Raw genomic sequence first — 16,538 nt, 5'->3', positions numbered from 1 at the left:
TTTGAATCCTTTTTTATGGATTTAAATGTAAATTTGTTTCTTTAACGCAGTTTGTATTTTAATTATAATTTTTATCACTAATGGCAAATCATAAGTTTTGTTTTTGTAAAGTATTTTTCTTCATTTTGTTTATGCAGGCAGTATCGGCGCAGTCTTTTACAAATGCTTTAGATTCGAATGGTAAGAAGCATGGAATTTGGAAGGGCATTTATCCTGAGTCAAAAAGAGCTCGATATGAAGGTAGTTTTGTTCATGGAAAAGAGATAGGTGTTTTTAAATATTTTGATGATACTAAGGCTGGTTCTGTTATTGCAACCCGTGAGTTCAATGCTGTTGATTCAGGAGCATACACTATTTTTTATGATCAAAAAAATAATAAAGTCAGTGAAGGGAAGTCGGTAAATAAATTAAATGAAGGTCCTTGGAAATATTATCATCAAGAATCGGATAAAGTGATGACTACCGAAAATTATAAAAACGGAAAGCTAGAAGGAGTTCGTACTGTTTTTTATTTAAGTGGAAAATTGGCAGAAGAAGCAACTTATGTTAAGAATTTAAAAGAGGGGATTTATAAAAAATACTCAGAAAACGGAATTGTGCTCGAAGAATCCATGTATAAAAATAATGAGTACAATGGTTTAGCAATTTTTAGAGATCCCGACGGAAGCATTGTTTCAAAAGGACAGTTTGTAAACGGTAAAAAAGCTGGAATGTGGCAATTTTTCGAAAAAGGGAAGCTTTCCAAAGAGATAAATATGAGTTTGCAGCAAGGCGTTATTAAAGCGAAGAGGTAATTAAACGGCTGTTAGAACTCATACTGCAATAAAACTTTGTAACTTTGCAGACTTATAAAATTAATAAAGATTTTCGAAATGAAACGTGTTGTAGTAGGACTTTCAGGTGGTGTAGATTCAAGCGTTGCAGCTTATTTATTGCAAAAACAAGGATTTGAAGTGATTGGTCTTTTTATGAAAAATTGGCACGATGACTCGGTTACTATTTCAAATGAATGCCCATGGCTAGAAGATAGTAATGATGCCTTATTAGTAGCCGAAAAATTAGGAATCCCTTTTCAAACAGTAGATTTAAGTGAACAATATCAAGAGAAAATCGTTGATTATATGTTCCGTGAATATGAAAAAGGCCGTACACCTAATCCAGATGTTTTATGCAATCGTGAGATTAAATTTGATGTCTTTATGAAAATTGCATTAAGCCTTGGTGCCGATTATGTGGCTACAGGACATTATTGTAAAAAAAGCGAAATAGAAGTAGCTGGTCAACCCGTATATCAATTGCTTGCAGGAGCTGATAATAATAAGGATCAGTCTTATTTTCTTTGCCAGTTGTCTCAAGAACAACTAGCGAAGTCTTTGTTTCCAATAGGAGAATTAAATAAGCCAGAAGTTCGTGCAATAGCGGCTGAAATGGAATTAGTAACTGCAGAGAAGAAAGATTCACAAGGTTTGTGTTTTATTGGTAAAGTGCGTTTGCCAGAATTTTTGCAACAAAAATTACAACCAAAAGAAGGTGTAATTATTCAAATAGATAAAAATGATCCTGTTTATACCTCAGTGACACAGGAGGAGTCAACGGCAGAAGAACAGTTAGCAGCAGTAGCCCGCAAAATCGAGTATACGCCGGCAATGGGAAAAGTGGTGGGTAAACATCAAGGAGCACACTATTTTACAATTGGGCAGCGTAAAGGCTTAAATGTAGGTGGAACTACCGATCCTTTGTTTATTATTGCAACAAATGTGGAAACAAACACTATATACACAGGTTTAAGTAGCCAACACCCAGGATTATTTAGAAAAGGATTGTTTATTGACAAGTCTGAAGTGCATTGGATTCGTACCGATATGGCTTTGGCCAATGGGGAAACAATGGAAGTAATGGCAAGAATTCGCTATAGACAACCGTTGCAAAAAGCAATCTTGCATCAATCAGAAAGCGGTATGTATATTGTATTTGATGAGCTACAATCTGCAATTACTGAAGGTCAATTTGCAGCTTGGTATATTGGGGATGAATTAGTAGGTTCGGGAGTTATTTCCTAACTTGCTACTGTAATTATTCTTTTAATCTAAAAGTAAACTATGAAAAAGGGCTTTTTATTCTTCTTTATGTTTCTAAGCACCATAGGATTTGCGCAAGAAGATGCTTGGGTGTATTTTAATACCAAAACAAACGCGCAGCCTTATTATGATACGCCACTATTGATGTTGTCACAAAGGTCAATTGATAGAAGAGTGCGACAAAGTATTGCTTTAGATTTAAAAGACGTTCCTATTGATGTAGCTTATATCAATCAAATTAAATTAGTGGCAGGATTAACGGTTAAAGCCAAATCGAAATGGCTTAACGCAATCCATGTTCGCGGTACTCAAGCGGTAATTAATTCATTGAAAAATTTCAGTTTTGTAAATAAAGTTGATTTTGCTAACAAAGCCCTGAATCAAACGGGTAAGGTGGCTGTTGGTGCTAAAAACACGAGTCAGAACACAATCAGTGAGACGAAGGTTGCATACGCTTACGGTACATCAGAAAATCAAATTAAGATGCTGAACGGCCATGTTTTGCATGAACAAAATTATACAGGAACAGGTAAAATAATAGCAGTAATGGATGCCGGTTTTCCCGGGGTAAATACAGCTTTGCCATTCAAAAGATTGAGAGATAATAACCAGATTTTAGGCGGTTACGATTATGTTAGTCGTAATGATAACTTCTATACAGGGGATTCTCATGGAACATTAGTTTTATCGACTATGGGAGGATATCAGGAAAACGCCTTGGTAGGTACAGCGCCAGATGCTTCTTATTATTTGTTTATTACAGAAGACGCAAATTCTGAAAACCCTATCGAAGAATCATTATGGGTAGAGGCGGCAGAAAAGGCCGATAGTCTTGGAGTGGATGTGATCAATACCTCATTAGGGTACTTTGAATATGATAATACTAATTATAATCATACTTATAGTGAATTAAATGGCGTTACTGCGTTTATGTCAAGAGGAGCCGAAATTGCCTTTAGTCGAGGAATGATTGTGGTAGCTTCGGCAGGGAATGAGGGAACGACATCAAATCCGCATGTTGCAGTGCCTGCCGATGCCGTATCTGTATTGGCAATAGGAGCAGTCTCTGCAACCAAAATCAAAGCGTCATTTAGCTCCATTGGACCTTCTTATGATGGAAGAATCAAACCAGATCTCATGGCTCAAGGAGTTTCGGCAGTGGTGTCTGATCCCTCAGGAAATATCTCAACAGCTGATGGAACGTCTTTTTCTGGCCCTATAATGGCCGGGATGATTGCTAGTTTTTGGCAAGCGTTTCCTCAAAAAACAAACAAACAAATTAGAGATTTAGTCGTTAAATCGGCAGATAGATATACGTCACCTTCGGCTCAATATGGATATGGAATTCCAAATTTTAGTACGGCATTAAATGCTGGTTCATTAGGCGTAGATGATTTTAATTTTTCGAAATTGATAACATATCCTAACCCTACATTTGATTACGTTTCGTTTACTTTTCCCGAAAGTATTTCTAATGGAAAGGTTATTATCTATTCTTTCTTAGGTCAAAAAGTATTAGAACAAGAAATTTCAGGTCAAACAGATTCTGTATCTTTATTAGGTTTGACTAATGGAACTTATATTTATAAAATTGAATCGGATACTTTTTCAAAAAGCGGAAAAGTCATTAAACAGTAAAACTCACTTGAATCAATGAATAAGATAACACAGCTTTTTAAGATTAAATATCCCATAATTCAAGGAGGAATGATATGGGTGAGTGGTCACAAATTAGCCAGTGCAGTAAGCAATGCAGGCGGGTTAGGATTAATAGGAGCAGGCTCAATGTATCCAGAGGTTTTGCGTGAGCACATCCAGAAATGCAAGCAAGAAACAGCAAAGCCTTTTGGCGTGAATGTTCCGATGCTGTATCCTAATATTGAAGAAATAATGAAAATAATTGTCGAAGAAGACGTAAAAATCGTCTTTACATCGGCAGGAAATCCTAAAACTTGGACTTCGTTTTTAAAAGAAAAAGGAATAACAGTTGTACATGTTGTGAGTAGTTTGGCATTTGCTTTAAAAGCGCAAGAGGCTGGAGTTGATGCTGTTGTTGTCGAAGGCTTTGAAGCTGGAGGACATAACGGTAGAGATGAAACAACTACTTTGACCTTGATTCCAATTGTAAAAGAGAAAGTTACAATACCTGTGATAGCAGCTGGAGGAATTGGGACTGGTCGTGGAATGCTAGCAGTTATGGTTCTTGGTGCGGATGGAGTGCAAGTAGGAAGCAGGTTTGCTGCTTCGACAGAATCATCGGCTCATGATAATTTTAAGCAAACAATTATAGAAGTTAAGGAAGGTGGAACGCAGTTGACTTTGAAAGAGCTAGCACCTGTGCGATTGATAAAAAATAAATTTTACAATGACGTACAAAGCCTATATGAAAAATGTCCAACTAAAGAGGAATTAATTGATTTACTTGGTAGAGCGCGTGCAAAGCGTGGTATGTTTGAAGGAGATTTAGTCGAAGGAGAACTAGAGATTGGACAAATAGCCGGACTGATAAACGAAATTATACCAGCAGAAGCGATTATTGTCGAAATGATGAACGACTTAGCAACTGCCCAAAAAGAGGTACAGCATTTTGACTTTTAATTGTAGAAAATGAATAAAATAAAATTTTACATAATATTGCTTTTTATCGGTTTTGGGATACAGCAATCGTACGGTCAGACGTATAAGTTTAAAACATCTGGTTTTAGTGTTTTGCAAAAAAACGAAAGAGGAAAATGGGGAAATTGGTCTGATTTGAATTTGGTGAACATATTAGTTTCATTAGATACTAACAAAAGCCGATTTGTAATTTATTCAGAAGTGATTCAATTGTTTGAAATAGTGGAGTATCAGCCTGTTTCTGAAAATGAAACAGATCTAGTCTATTCATTCACCTGTAAGGACAATAATGGAGAAGATTGTACATTGTCTATCATTACTAGAAAAAAGCAAGACAATAGAAAGCAGTTGTATATTAATTATGACAATAGGATTATTGTCTATAATATTTTTAACATTTAATAAGGTATAAAAAAAGTCGCAATTTGCGACTTTTTTTATGCTTTGTAAATTATTCTACGTCCTTGATGAATTCGTCATATTCTAGGTAAAAAAGCTCTAGAGCGTGCATTTTATCATTATAAAAATCAAAAATAGCGTCCCAATTGTTTCTGTTGCTTACGCCAACACCTAGTTTTTCTACCCAGATCCGGCTAATGGTTTTTCCGTTTTCTAAGACGTATTCTTTTTCAAAAACTAGGTCTTTAATGAATTCCTCTTCGAGAATGTTTTTTAACGCTTCTAATTTTTCAAAATAAGCAATTCTTTTCTCGTCATTGCGGTGTTCAATATCAATTAGCACTTGTGCCTTTTTATTATCAACATAGAACTTAAACGAAAAGTCTTTTATTTTTGTGTCGTATAAAACCCATTTGCGGGGATATTTCTCTGCGAATGTGACCCAGAATTCTCTTTTTAGTTTTTGAGTTTCTTCTTTGCTATACATTTTATTTATCTGAATTTGATTTTAGAAAACTTGTACAATCGTATTTTCTAGAGTATATTTATATAATAATTTCAATGCAAAAATAGACTTTGATAATGGATTTTCAATCATTTTTAGAATATGTTCCTTATTTAACCCATGCACAACTTCCTGCTATGGCTGCTCATTTAAAAATGGCGCCCAAGGAACGTATTGAAGGTTTAGATACTAAAGGTGAAAATAAAAACCCTAGAAAAGCGGCGGTAATGATGTTGTTTTATCCTAAAAATAATAAAACACATCTGGTACTCATAGTCCGTAATTCGTATGAAGGGGTGCATTCAGGTCAAATTGCTTTTCCTGGTGGAAAATATGAAGAGGAAGATCTGGATTTTGAAACAACAGCTTTGCGCGAAACACAAGAAGAAGTAGGTATTGATCCCGCTATGATGCAAATTGTAAAGGCATTTACACCTATTTATATCCCGCCAAGCAACTTTATAGTCCATCCTTTTTTAGGGATTTGTCATAATGAACTTTGTTTTGTTCCTGATCCTACAGAGGTGGCTAAAATCATTGAATTGCCCTTATCTGTTTTTCTAGATGACGAAATAATTATTGACGCTCAGCTTTCTACATCCTACGCAACCAATATCAATGTTCCTGCTTTTGATATCGAAGGAAAGGTGGTCTGGGGCGCTACAGCAATGATGTTGAGTGAGTTAAAAGATGTGCTCAATGCAGTGATATGTGCTAAGATAATACAGGAATAAAGAGCATTCAAAAACGAAACAATGGACTGCATAGTTTGAAAATAGACAAAAATAATTTTCGTAAGTTTGCAACCCAAAACAAATAATAAACGTACAATTTTATGGGATTATTTAAGAGAAATCCTTTTGGTCATATCCTTTTCTTAAAAAAATGGTTAATTCGTTTTTTTGGAGCTGCTACTCATAGAAGGTATAGAGGGTTCAACGAATTACAGATTGAAGGTTCAGAGATTATCAGGAATTTACCAAACACGAACGTGCTTTTTATATCCAATCATCAAACTTATTTTGCCGATGTTGTGGCTATGTTTCATGTCTTTAATGCTAGTTTAAAGGGACGTGAAAACAATATAAAAAATGTTTTATACCTGTGGAATCCCAAGATGAATATCTATTATGTAGCGGCCAAAGAAACTATGACAGCGGGCTTGTTGCCACGTATTATGGCGTATGCAGGGGCCATCTCGGTAGAGCGTACTTGGCGTGCAAAAGGAGTCGATGTTACGGAGAAAAAAGATGTTAATCCTAATGATACCGAAAATATAAAAATGGCATTAAAGGATGGCTGGGTCATCACTTTTCCGCAAGGAACTACTAAGTCCTTTAAGCCGGTTCGTAAAGGAACGGCGCATATTATTAAGGACTATCGTCCTATTGTTGTACCTATTGTAATTGATGGATTCCGCCGTTCATTCGATAAAAAAGGGCTACGCATGAAAAAGAAAGGAATTTTACAATCCTTTATCATTAAAGAACCTTTAGATATCGACTATGATAATGACAGCATTGATGAGATAGTCGAAAAAGTAGAATATGCCATAGAACAACACTCTTCATTCTTAAAAGTAATTCCTTGTGAAGAAATTGAAGAACAAGAAAAATTAAATAAACTCCGCAAGTGGGAGTACTAAATAAAAAAAAATAGTTCGAATTGAACTGTTTTTTTTTTGATATTTATAAGTCTATTTTCTTTAATTCTTTATAGTTAGCCAGTAATCGTCGGAGTAAAACACCATAAATTAAGCGGTAAAACAACCATATCAATCCTATTACAGCTGCTGTTACTAGTAGGATAACCAAGAACGAAACGATATAAACACTATTCGAAATTTCAGCCAGATGCTTGCCGTCTTCAAGCATTTTATGACTCAAGGCGCTTTTCATACCAAAACTAAGGATCGCAATAAAGAAAACAGCAACAGTTACTAAATTAAAGAGGATGTAGTTGTGTACTGTTTTTCTAGTTTTCAAGATGTTTTGCATCAATAACTTCGTGCTATCAGTAGTAGATACCTTTCGGTACATCGTGTAAAACTTTATTATAAAGTAAACAATCACTACATAAATAATGGCGGTAAATATTTGTACATAGTCGTATATTCCTAAACTCTTAAAAAATCGAGTATTATTCTCTTCAATTTTAGTAAATGATAGGCCTACGCTTAAAACAATCCCCAAACTAAATTCAATGATACTTATAATAAAAATCCACTTCACAATCGAAGATGATTTTTTATGAATCATTTTATAAATGTCTTGTTCGCTTATCTGTTCAAAAGAATTTTCATTCTTTTTCCAGTCTTTTTTTAATAAATCCAGCTCTTTCATAATCGTTAAGGATTTAATATTTTTTTTAATTTCCCTTTTATTCTATTCATTTTCACTCTCGCATTCACTTCACTAATCCCCAGGGTTTCTGCAATTTCATGGTAATCTTTATCTTCTAGATACATATAAACCAATGCTTTTTCAATATCATTCAATTGAAAAACGGCTTTGTACATCAATTTAATTTGCTCCTCTTCCTCGTAGTTATAATCAATCTCTTTGATAAAATGTTGCCTGCCTTCAAACTCCACTGTAGGCACGGATCGCTTGTTTTTTCTATATAAAGTAATAGCAGTATTTAGAGCAACACGATAAGCCCAAGTAGAAAATTTGCTATCGCCTCTAAATTTTGGAAAAGCCTTCCAGAGCTGTATGGTAACCTCTTGAAATAAATCCTTATGTGAATCCTCGCAATTAGTATACAACCTACAAATCTTGTGGATTATATTCTGATTTTCTTGCAATTGCTTGACAAAAGAATGTTCTAGATTTTCGCTCATGATTGATTAGTACCCTTCTCCTTGATTTTGTTACAAATTACAGCTTTTTTATTTTGAAGCACAATATATTAAAATACAATTGCGTCTTGTCCTGCTTTTCGTTACAATCTTGTGGGGCAAAACACTTGCCCCACAAGGATTTTCACTGCAATCAGGGCTGGTAATTCATACTTTTTTTCAAAACAACATTTTCTAACCGGCGAAATAGGAGCAACAATAACTAAACTTTGTATATTTGATTTTTAAATCAATCGAAACAAAACAGTATCATGAATATCCCTAACTCAACTTTACCTAGAATTGTAATCATCGGCGGCGGATTTGCAGGAATTGCTTTGGCCAAAGAATTAAAAAACAAACAGGTTCAAGTTGTTTTACTAGACAAACACAACTATCATACCTTTCAACCTTTATTGTATCAAGTAGCCACTGGAGGTCTAGAAGCGGGGTCTATTGCTTATCCGATACGTAAGGTAATTCAAGAATATGATAATTTTTATTTTAGATTAACCAATGTTCAAGAGATAGATACTAAAAACAAAAAAATAATTACTGAAATAGGGGAGCTTAGCTATGATTATTTGGTGATGGCAACGGGGTCAAAAACAAATTATTTTGGTAATAAAGACATCAAGCGATACAGTATGGCTATGAAAACCATACCACAATCCTTAAATATCCGTAGTCTAATTCTGGAGAATTTTGAGCAAGCTGTTTTAACTACAGATACAGCAGAGCAAAATAGTTTAATCAATTTTGTTCTTGTTGGTGGCGGACCTACAGGAGTGGAGCTTGCAGGCGCTCTAGCCGAAATGAAAAAAGCAATCCTACAAAAAGATTACCCTGATCTTGATATTGCCAAAATGGAGATCAACCTGATTCAAAGCGGGGACCGAATCCTAAATACGATGAGCGAGAAATCATCTGCGGCTGCCGAAAAGTTTCTAGAAAGCTTAGGGGTGAAAATCTGGAAAAACGTACGTGTGACTAATTATGACGGGCGCACCATCACCACAAATTCCGATTTGATTTTTGAAACTGCTACTGTAATCTGGACCGCAGGTGTTCAAGGTGCTCTTGTTGCAGGATTGGATGCCAACTCATTAGTAGAGCGTGTGGAGCGAATTCGAGTAAATGAATTCAGTCAAGTAAAAGGATATGACGATATTTTTGCCGTAGGAGATATTGCATCAATGGAATCTACTGCATATCCGCAAGGACATCCTATGATGGCACAACCCGCACTGCAACAAGGCGAGCTACTAGGTCAGAATATTATCAAACTTATCCAGAAAAAGAAAATGATTCCGTTTGAGTACAATGACAAAGGTTCAATGGCAACAATTGGTCGTAATAAGGCCGTTGTCGACTTGCCTAAATACCATTTCAATGGCGTTTTTGCTTGGTTTGTATGGATGTTTGTACATTTGTTTTCCCTTATCGGATTCAAGAACAAAGCGGTTGTATTCCTAAATTGGGTCTACAATTACATTCGTTTTGATCGCGAAGGGCGTTTAATCATTCGACCGTTTAAAAAGAAAAGTTTTACCACTTTTACAAGTGATGAAGTTTAGTTTTTTAAGGCTTTAAAGTTGCGGTTATACAGTGTTTAATCTTTTTAATTAATAGTTTAAAACAGGACTAATTTAGAGCTATTATTGAATAGTATCGCATTATAATTTATCCGAGGTACGATAGTAATTGATCATTAGATCTACAAATTTACTATAACTGTCAATCCCGTCTTTTTGCTGATTCATTTTTAAGAAATTATCATAAAAAAGGTGAAAAGCCGTTTCTAAAGGCGATTGGTATTTGTTCCAGAAATCGGTATTTTCTTGGTAATTTTTTAAAATACCTGGGTGAACGGTTTTTAAAATATTCTTAAATGTTTTTTCATCTTCTGCTCGAATAGTTCCTAAACAGTAATTCAGCGCTAAACTGTAGCCCGAATATTGAAAATACAAATCATCGTTTTTTACAGATGCCAAAAAACCTATAAAGTTACACTCACTTTCGCTGGCATAACCCATTTGATGTGCCATTTCATGGTTTACTGTAGCAGGGAAACCGTACATTGGAATTAAATAATTTACTTGAGCTTCATTTGTAAACGGATTCAAATACCCGCCAAACCCCATATAGGACAATGGTATGCTCACTAATGATTTTTTGGTGCTCAAGGTAGTAAAGGTAAAATAGGGGTGTGTTTTGGCTAGATTATTATAACCACTCACATTCATTTTAAAAACCTTTTCTTGGGTGTACGGAAATACAACTTTTAGGCTATCATTTTGTGTCAATTGACCGTGAATAGTATTGGTTTTAGTAATTAGTTTTTGAGTAAAGGCAATAAGGTCGGCTTTTGAATATTCTTTTTGGATATGCATTTTTTCAAATAGAGGCTGGCGATAATAATTAAACGCCCACAGGGTATGAAATAAAAAATAAAGAACCGAAAAGAAACTGAGAACGGTCAAAATATTATTCTTCCATTGTAACTTCCATGTTTTTCTTTTATCCCAAAACCATTTTAGAATAAATAAAATAAGCGCAACATAAATACAATCTCCAATAGAAAAAGGAATCATTCCAAAAAATGTTCTTGAAAATCGCGAAATGCTAGGGTAGAGTTTGTTGCTGTAGTTTTGTTCTATCCATTGCGGATAAAAAGCAATGACTTTCAAAAAAAATATTTGAAGAATTAAAAAAGAAGGTAAAATATGTTTAATTTTCACAAGATGAATTTATAAAAGTGATTAGATTGTTATATACATGTACTATATGATTTTTTGTCGCAGATTCACAGATTTAATAGAGGGAATTTATTTCAAATCTGTGAATCTGTGGCTGTTTTTCTTATTAGTATTATTTTCTGATGTTTATAAAATGTAAATATAATTACAATATCAATTAGTACCGAAAAAGAATTTAAACTTTGTAACTTTGGACTTTAAAAATGTTAAACTTCAAACAATAATAAATGAGTCAAGAAATAAGAAATTTAGAACCAAAAGTACTTTGGAATAAGTTTGCCGATCTAAATGCAGTTCCTCGTCCTTCCAAAAAAGAAGAGCGTGTAATTGAATTTATGAAAGACTTTGGGAATAACTTAGGATTAGAAACTTTTGAAGATGACATCCGTAACGTGATTATTCGTAAGCCAGCGACTCCAGGAATGGAAAATCGCAAAGCAATTGTAATGCAAGGGCATTTAGATATGGTACACCAAAAAAATGGGGACACCATTTTTGACTTCGATACACAAGGAATCGATATGTATGTTGATGCAGATTGGGTACGTGCTAGAGGAACTACTCTTGGTGCTGACAATGGTTTAGGAGTAGCGGCTATAATGGCTATTCTTGAAAGTACTGATATTGCACATCCTGCAATTGAAGCTTTGTTTACAATCGATGAGGAGACGGGAATGACAGGAGCTTTGAACTTAAAAGGCGGAATTCTTCAAGGTCAGATTTTATTGAATTTAGATACAGAAGAAGACGATGAAATTGATATTGGTTGTGCAGGAGGTATCGATGTTACCGCTTCAGCTGAATATGATGAAGAGGAAACTCCAGAGGCTTCAGTAGGATATAAAATTACAGTGAAAGGATTAAAAGGAGGCCATTCAGGAATGGATATTCATAAAGGATTGGGAAATGCTAATAAAATTATGAACCGTTTATTATTTGATGGTTTTGATAATTTTGGTTTACAAATTTCTCAAATTCAAGGAGGTAGTTTGCGTAACGCAATTCCTAGAGAGAGTGTTGCAACTGTTGCTATTGCCGAGGTTTATGATGAAGCTTTTGTGTTTGATATGCAACAAGTTGTAAATGATATTAAAACCGAATTAAAATCAACGGAGCCTAACTTAGAAGTGGTTTTTGAGAAATTAGATGCTGCTCCTGTAAAAGTAATGCCTTCAATTGCGCAATTCTATTTTGTTAGAGCCATGTATGCAGCTCATAATGGTGTGTACAGCATGAGTGCTGATTTTGATAATCTAGTAGAAACTTCAAATAATATTGCAAAAGTAGTTTTAGGTGATGGAAACCTATCGGTTCAATGTTTAACGCGTTCGTCTGTAGAAACGGCTAAATTTGATTTGGCTAACAGTTTGCGTTCTGCTTTTGAGCTAATGGGTTGCGAAGTAGAGCTTTCTGGGTCTTATCCGGGATGGACACCAAACTCTGAGTCAGAAATAATGGACGTTTTAGTACCAATTTACGAAAAACAAAATGGTGTAAAACCACGAGTTGTTGCTTGTCACGCAGGATTAGAATGTGGGATTCTAGGAACTAATTATCCAGGAATGGATATGATCTCTTTTGGGCCTACAATTCATGGAGCGCATTCGCCTGATGAAAGAGCAAGTATTTCATCCTCTCAAAAATTCTGGAAATTCTTAGTTGAAATTTTAGCTAATATTCCAGTGAAGTAGTATTTAGAGTTCAGTATATAAAAAATATAGAGTTCAGTTTCAATTGGAACTGAACACTATATTTATAATACTGACTACTAATTATTAGTCTCTTTTAGGAGCATTTTTCTTGTCTCTCTTTTCTTCTTTCTTCTCTTTAGCCGTTTTTAACGGTTCTTTTTTTGCTGTTTTTTTAGCGTCTTGACTTTTTGCCATGATAGTTGTTTATATTTTAAATTGTTAATTCAGTTGTTTTAAGTAAATGTATGTAAATAATGATTGTTATGGTATTTTATTTTAAAAAATCGCCATCAATGATTAGTAATTCAACTTCTTCGGTAGTTGTGGAGCGATGAGAGCTCTTGTCGTCTGCTACTACATAGTATCTCCTTCGCTCAATATAATTTGTTCTCCAGTGGCAAGCTCGCTTGTAAAACGGCCTTTCAAGCAATGTACAATATGTCCTTTTTGACACCAATGATCTGCTAGGTACTCTTTTGAGTATTTCACTTTTCGAATGCGTAAACCGCCTAGATGCAAGGTTTGCCAGTAGGAAGTTCCAGTTGTTCCTGGATGCTCTGTTTTTTCTATGATTTGCCAATTGATGGATTGGAAAGGAATGTTAGCCATTTTTTGGATAATATAAAGGTTAAAAAAATCCCCAACTGCGTGGCAATTGGGGATTACTATATTTAAATAACGTTTTATCTTTTCTTTAAAATCTTGTATTCTTCATAACAACCACTTATGGCGTCCATGATTTGTAAATCATTGGCAGTTTGAATAAAGGCTTCGGAGTAATTGCAACGTTGTAAAATTTCTGCGATTTCTTTTTTGTCAACACCTAATAAAACGGCAATGGTCTCTCTGTCAAATTTAGATTCTAAAAGATTACGTACAGTGTCGTCTTTCTTCATCACCTTTAGTTTTTTTAACTCATTGGGTTTGTTTCCAAAGAAATTATAAAGCACATCCGCAGGGTTGAAAATGGATCCTAGTACTTTTCCAAATGCATTTGGGGAATATTCACCAGCTTCATAACCGTGGGTCAAGCCCGAAATACTATAACGGAAATTTTCTTGCGTAGGAATAGTTTTAGAATCTACTTCTAAGTAGCCAGTAAGGTGAAAAGGTCTGATGACTACTTCCTCTAAAGCGATGGCTTTTTCAGTAAGATAAATTTTTGCTACTTTGTTTTTGATCCAGTCATTGGTCACTTTTACTCTTAAAGATTGAAAACCCAAAAGTGATAAATGTAAGGTGTCAGTGGGTTGAACATCAATTTCAAAATACCCTTGAGAGTCTGTTCTAGCACCTCGTACTTTGTTGATGTTGATAATGTTAACATTGATTAACGGTGACTTTGTATCGTCATTATAGATATATCCAGATACTTTTTGAGACGGCGTTAAATCTTGAGCATGGCTCGAAACGGAAACTAATAAAAAAAAGAGAACTATAAAATATTTCATAAACTGATTTAAGACTTTAAAAGTAGTAAATCAGGATTAAATATTTTATAGTTCCCTTATATAATTATCAGAAAATTAACAGTAGATGTTAGTCTCTTCTTGGTCTTCTTGGTCTTGGTGCATCACCAAAACTTTCAGAGCGTCTTGGTGCTCTATCAGAAGAACCTTCTCCTCTTGAAGAGCTTCTTCCTCCGAAACCACCTTCTCTTGGAGCAGAGCTTCTTTCGCTTCTGAAACCACCTTCTCTTGGAGCTGAATTTCTATCGCTTCTAAAGCCTCCAGATGAACCTTCGCGTCTTGGTGCAAAGCTTCCTTCTCTTCTTCCGCCGCCAGATCTACCTCCGCCGAAACCACCACCAGAACTTCTTCCGTTGTGATCACGTCTTCCGCCACCGTCATTTTTAGAAATTTCAACATTGATACGACGTCCTTCTAATTGTACGTTGTTCAATACTTCCATTACTTTATCAGTGTGCTCAGGATCAGTGTTAAAGAAAGAGAAACCTTCTTTTACGTCTACTTTGAAAACATCATCACGACCTAGGTCTAATGTCTCTTTCAAGTAATCTTTTAATGACATCCAATCAAAGTTATCTCTTGAACCTATGTTCACGAAATATCTTGTTGCACCACCATTATTGTTTTCTCTTGGAGCACCATCTCTATCGTCACGATCACGTCTTTCAGAGTTCGATTGATTAGAGATATCTCTAGTTTTCTTGTAGTAGTTGATAAAACGGTTGAATTCTACAGAAACCATTTTCTTGATTAACTCTTCTTTCGTTAAGTCTTCAAGAACATTGTTAATTGCAGGAAGATAGTTGTCAATTTCGTGATCAACTTCTACATCTTTAATTTTATTAGCTAAGTGTAATAATTGGATTTCGCAGATTTCAATTCCAGAAGGAATTGTTTTTTCTTCGAATTTTTGCTTGATGATTCTTTCGATAGAAGAAATCTTACGCAATTCACTTTTAGTTACAATAACGATAGAAGTACCTAGTTTACCAGCACGACCAGTACGACCTGAACGGTGATTGTAAGTTTCTATTTCGTCCGGTAATTGGTAGTTTACTACGTGAGTAATGTTATCAACGTCAATTCCACGTGCAGCAACGTCAGTAGCTACAAGCATTTGGATTTGGCGACCTCTAAAAGATTTCATAACACCATCACGTTGCGCTTGAGATAAATCTCCATGCAATGCAGCAGCACTGTATCCATCTTCAACTAATTTTTCAGCTACAGCTTGAGTATCACGTTTCGTTCTACAAAAAACTACTGAGAAAATGTCTGGATTAGCATCGGCTAAACGCTTCAAAGCTTCGTAACGGTCACGAGCATTTACTAGGTAAAACTCATGAGAAACTGTTGCAGAACCTGAATTCTTAGCACCTACAGTAATTTCAATAGGGTCTTTCATAAATTGTTTTCCAATACGTGCTACTTCAGCAGGCATTGTTGCAGAGAACAACCATGTGTTTTTTTCGTCTGGAGTTGTTGATAGGATGTTTACGATGTCTTCGTAGAATCCCATGTTCAACATTTCATCCGCTTCATCTAGAATACAAAAATTAATTTGAGAAATGTTTACTAAACCTCTATTAATCATGTCTTGCATTCTTCCTGGAGTTGCAACGATAATTTGTGCTCCTCTTTTTATGTCTCTCGCTTGTTCTGTAATGCTAGCTCCACCGTAAACTGCTACCACATTAATACCTTTTTCGTATTTAGAGTAGTTTTTAAGTTCGTTGGTAATCTGCAAACACAATTCGCGTGTTGGAGATAAAATTAATGCTTGTGTATTTCTGTTGTCGGCATCAATTTTCTGAATAACTGGAAAACCAAATGCTGCCGTTTTCCCTGTCCCTGTCTGAGCCAACGCAACCATATCTGTGTCTTTTTCCAATAATAGGGGAATCGCTTTCTCCTGTACGTCCGTCGGATTTTCAAATCCTAGATCTAAAATCGCCTTCAGTAACGATTCACTCAATCCTAATTGTTCAAATTTATTCATATGTATTTTTAAAATAGGGTGCAAAATTACTGTTTATAATTCATATAAACTAATGGAATTTTAAGTTTTGTTGATTTATTATTATTTGATTATCAGAAAGTTATATTTTATTTTGGAGTTTGTAACTTCTGAAATTGAATTTTGAGTGTAGTTTTTGGGCTTTAAATTTAAAAATTTGATCTC

At 35.0% G+C, this 16,538-nt stretch carries 16 protein-coding genes; 9 read left to right on the top strand and 7 right to left on the bottom strand.

Annotation, left to right across the window (positions count from 1 at the left end; all coding sequences use genetic code 11):
• Positions 1-131 precede the first annotated feature (131 nt).
• From H8R24_RS09750 to H8R24_RS09730, 5 genes are all read left to right on the top strand, one after another.
• Positions 132-794 (top strand): toxin-antitoxin system YwqK family antitoxin, encoded by a 663-nt coding sequence (locus tag H8R24_RS09750; protein WP_225876798.1) that lies wholly within the window; start codon positions 132-134, stop codon positions 792-794.
• 78 nt (positions 795-872) lie between these two features.
• A complete protein-coding gene (mnmA, locus tag H8R24_RS09745) occupies positions 873-2,060 on the top strand; it encodes a tRNA 2-thiouridine(34) synthase MnmA (RefSeq protein ID WP_187018465.1) in 1,188 nt (395 codons plus the stop codon).
• A 39-nt stretch (positions 2,061-2,099) separates the two neighbouring features.
• On the top strand, positions 2,100-3,716 hold the full coding sequence (locus H8R24_RS09740) for a S8 family peptidase (protein WP_187018467.1): 1,617 nt from the start codon (positions 2,100-2,102) through the stop codon (positions 3,714-3,716).
• A 15-nt stretch (positions 3,717-3,731) separates the two neighbouring features.
• Positions 3,732-4,676: an NAD(P)H-dependent flavin oxidoreductase gene (locus H8R24_RS09735; RefSeq protein ID WP_187018469.1), complete on the top strand. Its 945-nt coding sequence runs from the start codon at positions 3,732-3,734 to the stop codon at positions 4,674-4,676.
• Positions 4,677-4,685: 9 nt separating this feature from the next.
• Entirely contained in the window at positions 4,686-5,096 is a 411-nt protein-coding gene (locus H8R24_RS09730) for a hypothetical protein (protein WP_187018472.1), read from the top strand.
• A gap of 49 nt (positions 5,097-5,145) precedes the next feature.
• Here the strand turns inward: H8R24_RS09730 and H8R24_RS09725 are convergent, their stop codons facing one another.
• Entirely contained in the window at positions 5,146-5,580 is a 435-nt protein-coding gene (locus H8R24_RS09725; protein WP_187018475.1) for a DUF4268 domain-containing protein, read from the bottom strand.
• Positions 5,581-5,675: 95 nt separating this feature from the next.
• Here H8R24_RS09725 and H8R24_RS09720 point away from each other — a divergent pair, with 95 nt between their 5' ends.
• Positions 5,676-6,332, top strand: coding sequence for an NUDIX hydrolase (locus H8R24_RS09720; protein WP_187018477.1), 657 nt, complete (start codon positions 5,676-5,678; stop codon positions 6,330-6,332).
• Between the two features lie 101 nt (positions 6,333-6,433).
• Positions 6,434-7,243, top strand: coding sequence for a lysophospholipid acyltransferase family protein (locus tag H8R24_RS09715; protein ID WP_187018480.1), 810 nt, complete (start codon positions 6,434-6,436; stop codon positions 7,241-7,243).
• A 43-nt stretch (positions 7,244-7,286) separates the two neighbouring features.
• Here the strand turns inward: H8R24_RS09715 and H8R24_RS09710 are convergent, their stop codons facing one another.
• Positions 7,287-7,940 (bottom strand): hypothetical protein, encoded by a 654-nt coding sequence (locus H8R24_RS09710; protein WP_187018482.1) that lies wholly within the window; start codon positions 7,938-7,940, stop codon positions 7,287-7,289.
• 5 nt (positions 7,941-7,945) lie between these two features.
• Positions 7,946-8,440, bottom strand: a complete 495-nt coding sequence (locus H8R24_RS09705) for an RNA polymerase sigma factor (RefSeq protein ID WP_187018485.1) — start codon at positions 8,438-8,440, stop codon at positions 7,946-7,948.
• A 269-nt stretch (positions 8,441-8,709) separates the two neighbouring features.
• On the opposite strand from H8R24_RS09705, the gene H8R24_RS09700 reads away from it, so the two are divergent.
• Entirely contained in the window at positions 8,710-10,014 is a 1,305-nt protein-coding gene (locus H8R24_RS09700; RefSeq protein WP_187018487.1) for an NAD(P)/FAD-dependent oxidoreductase, read from the top strand.
• Between the two features lie 99 nt (positions 10,015-10,113).
• Here the strand turns inward: H8R24_RS09700 and H8R24_RS09695 are convergent, their stop codons facing one another.
• The gene (locus tag H8R24_RS09695; protein ID WP_187018490.1) at positions 10,114-11,178 is read right to left on the bottom strand and encodes a DUF3810 domain-containing protein; all 1,065 of its coding nucleotides are present in this window, start codon (positions 11,176-11,178) and stop codon (positions 10,114-10,116) included.
• A gap of 245 nt (positions 11,179-11,423) precedes the next feature.
• Here H8R24_RS09695 and H8R24_RS09690 point away from each other — a divergent pair, with 245 nt between their 5' ends.
• Positions 11,424-12,887, top strand: a complete 1,464-nt coding sequence (locus tag H8R24_RS09690) for an aminoacyl-histidine dipeptidase (protein ID WP_187018492.1) — start codon at positions 11,424-11,426, stop codon at positions 12,885-12,887.
• 354 nt (positions 12,888-13,241) lie between these two features.
• Here H8R24_RS09690 and H8R24_RS09685 read toward each other — a convergent pair whose 3' ends face one another.
• The 3 genes from H8R24_RS09685 to H8R24_RS09675 form a co-directional block, all read right to left on the bottom strand.
• The gene (locus H8R24_RS09685) at positions 13,242-13,496 is read right to left on the bottom strand and encodes a DHCW motif cupin fold protein (RefSeq protein WP_225876799.1); all 255 of its coding nucleotides are present in this window, start codon (positions 13,494-13,496) and stop codon (positions 13,242-13,244) included.
• A 74-nt stretch (positions 13,497-13,570) separates the two neighbouring features.
• A complete protein-coding gene (locus tag H8R24_RS09680) occupies positions 13,571-14,338 on the bottom strand; it encodes a carboxypeptidase-like regulatory domain-containing protein (RefSeq protein ID WP_187018494.1) in 768 nt (255 codons plus the stop codon).
• An 88-nt stretch (positions 14,339-14,426) separates the two neighbouring features.
• A complete protein-coding gene (locus H8R24_RS09675) occupies positions 14,427-16,355 on the bottom strand; it encodes a DEAD/DEAH box helicase (RefSeq protein WP_187018496.1) in 1,929 nt (642 codons plus the stop codon).
• Positions 16,356-16,538 lie beyond the last annotated feature (183 nt).

The sequence above is a fragment of the Flavobacterium muglaense genome (genome assembly GCF_014305155.1).
In the GTDB taxonomy this organism is placed as follows: domain Bacteria; phylum Bacteroidota; class Bacteroidia; order Flavobacteriales; family Flavobacteriaceae; genus Flavobacterium; species Flavobacterium muglaense.
The sequence above is the reverse complement of the archived record's forward strand: the minus strand, read 5'-3'. Positions and strand labels throughout refer to the sequence as shown.

Bases quoted from the DNA above. Each gene is read 5' to 3' on its own strand.
- H8R24_RS09750 (WP_225876798.1), top strand. From the start codon at position 132: ATGCAGGCAGTATCGGCGCAGTCTTTTACAAATGCTTTAGATTCGAAT.
- mnmA (WP_187018465.1), top strand. From the start codon at position 873: ATGAAACGTGTTGTAGTAGGACTTTCAGGTGGTGTAGATTCAAGCGTT.
- H8R24_RS09740 (WP_187018467.1), top strand. From the start codon at position 2,100: ATGAAAAAGGGCTTTTTATTCTTCTTTATGTTTCTAAGCACCATAGGA.
- H8R24_RS09735 (WP_187018469.1), top strand. From the start codon at position 3,732: ATGAATAAGATAACACAGCTTTTTAAGATTAAATATCCCATAATTCAA.
- H8R24_RS09730 (WP_187018472.1), top strand. From the start codon at position 4,686: ATGAATAAAATAAAATTTTACATAATATTGCTTTTTATCGGTTTTGGG.
- H8R24_RS09725 (WP_187018475.1), bottom strand. From the start codon at position 5,580: ATGTATAGCAAAGAAGAAACTCAAAAACTAAAAAGAGAATTCTGGGTC.
- H8R24_RS09720 (WP_187018477.1), top strand. From the start codon at position 5,676: ATGGATTTTCAATCATTTTTAGAATATGTTCCTTATTTAACCCATGCA.
- H8R24_RS09715 (WP_187018480.1), top strand. From the start codon at position 6,434: ATGGGATTATTTAAGAGAAATCCTTTTGGTCATATCCTTTTCTTAAAA.
- H8R24_RS09710 (WP_187018482.1), bottom strand. From the start codon at position 7,940: ATGAAAGAGCTGGATTTATTAAAAAAAGACTGGAAAAAGAATGAAAAT.
- H8R24_RS09705 (WP_187018485.1), bottom strand. From the start codon at position 8,440: ATGAGCGAAAATCTAGAACATTCTTTTGTCAAGCAATTGCAAGAAAAT.
- H8R24_RS09700 (WP_187018487.1), top strand. From the start codon at position 8,710: ATGAATATCCCTAACTCAACTTTACCTAGAATTGTAATCATCGGCGGC.
- H8R24_RS09690 (WP_187018492.1), top strand. From the start codon at position 11,424: ATGAGTCAAGAAATAAGAAATTTAGAACCAAAAGTACTTTGGAATAAG.
- H8R24_RS09685 (WP_225876799.1), bottom strand. From the start codon at position 13,496: ATGGCTAACATTCCTTTCCAATCCATCAATTGGCAAATCATAGAAAAA.
- H8R24_RS09680 (WP_187018494.1), bottom strand. From the start codon at position 14,338: ATGAAATATTTTATAGTTCTCTTTTTTTTATTAGTTTCCGTTTCGAGC.
- H8R24_RS09675 (WP_187018496.1), bottom strand. From the start codon at position 16,355: ATGAATAAATTTGAACAATTAGGATTGAGTGAATCGTTACTGAAGGCG.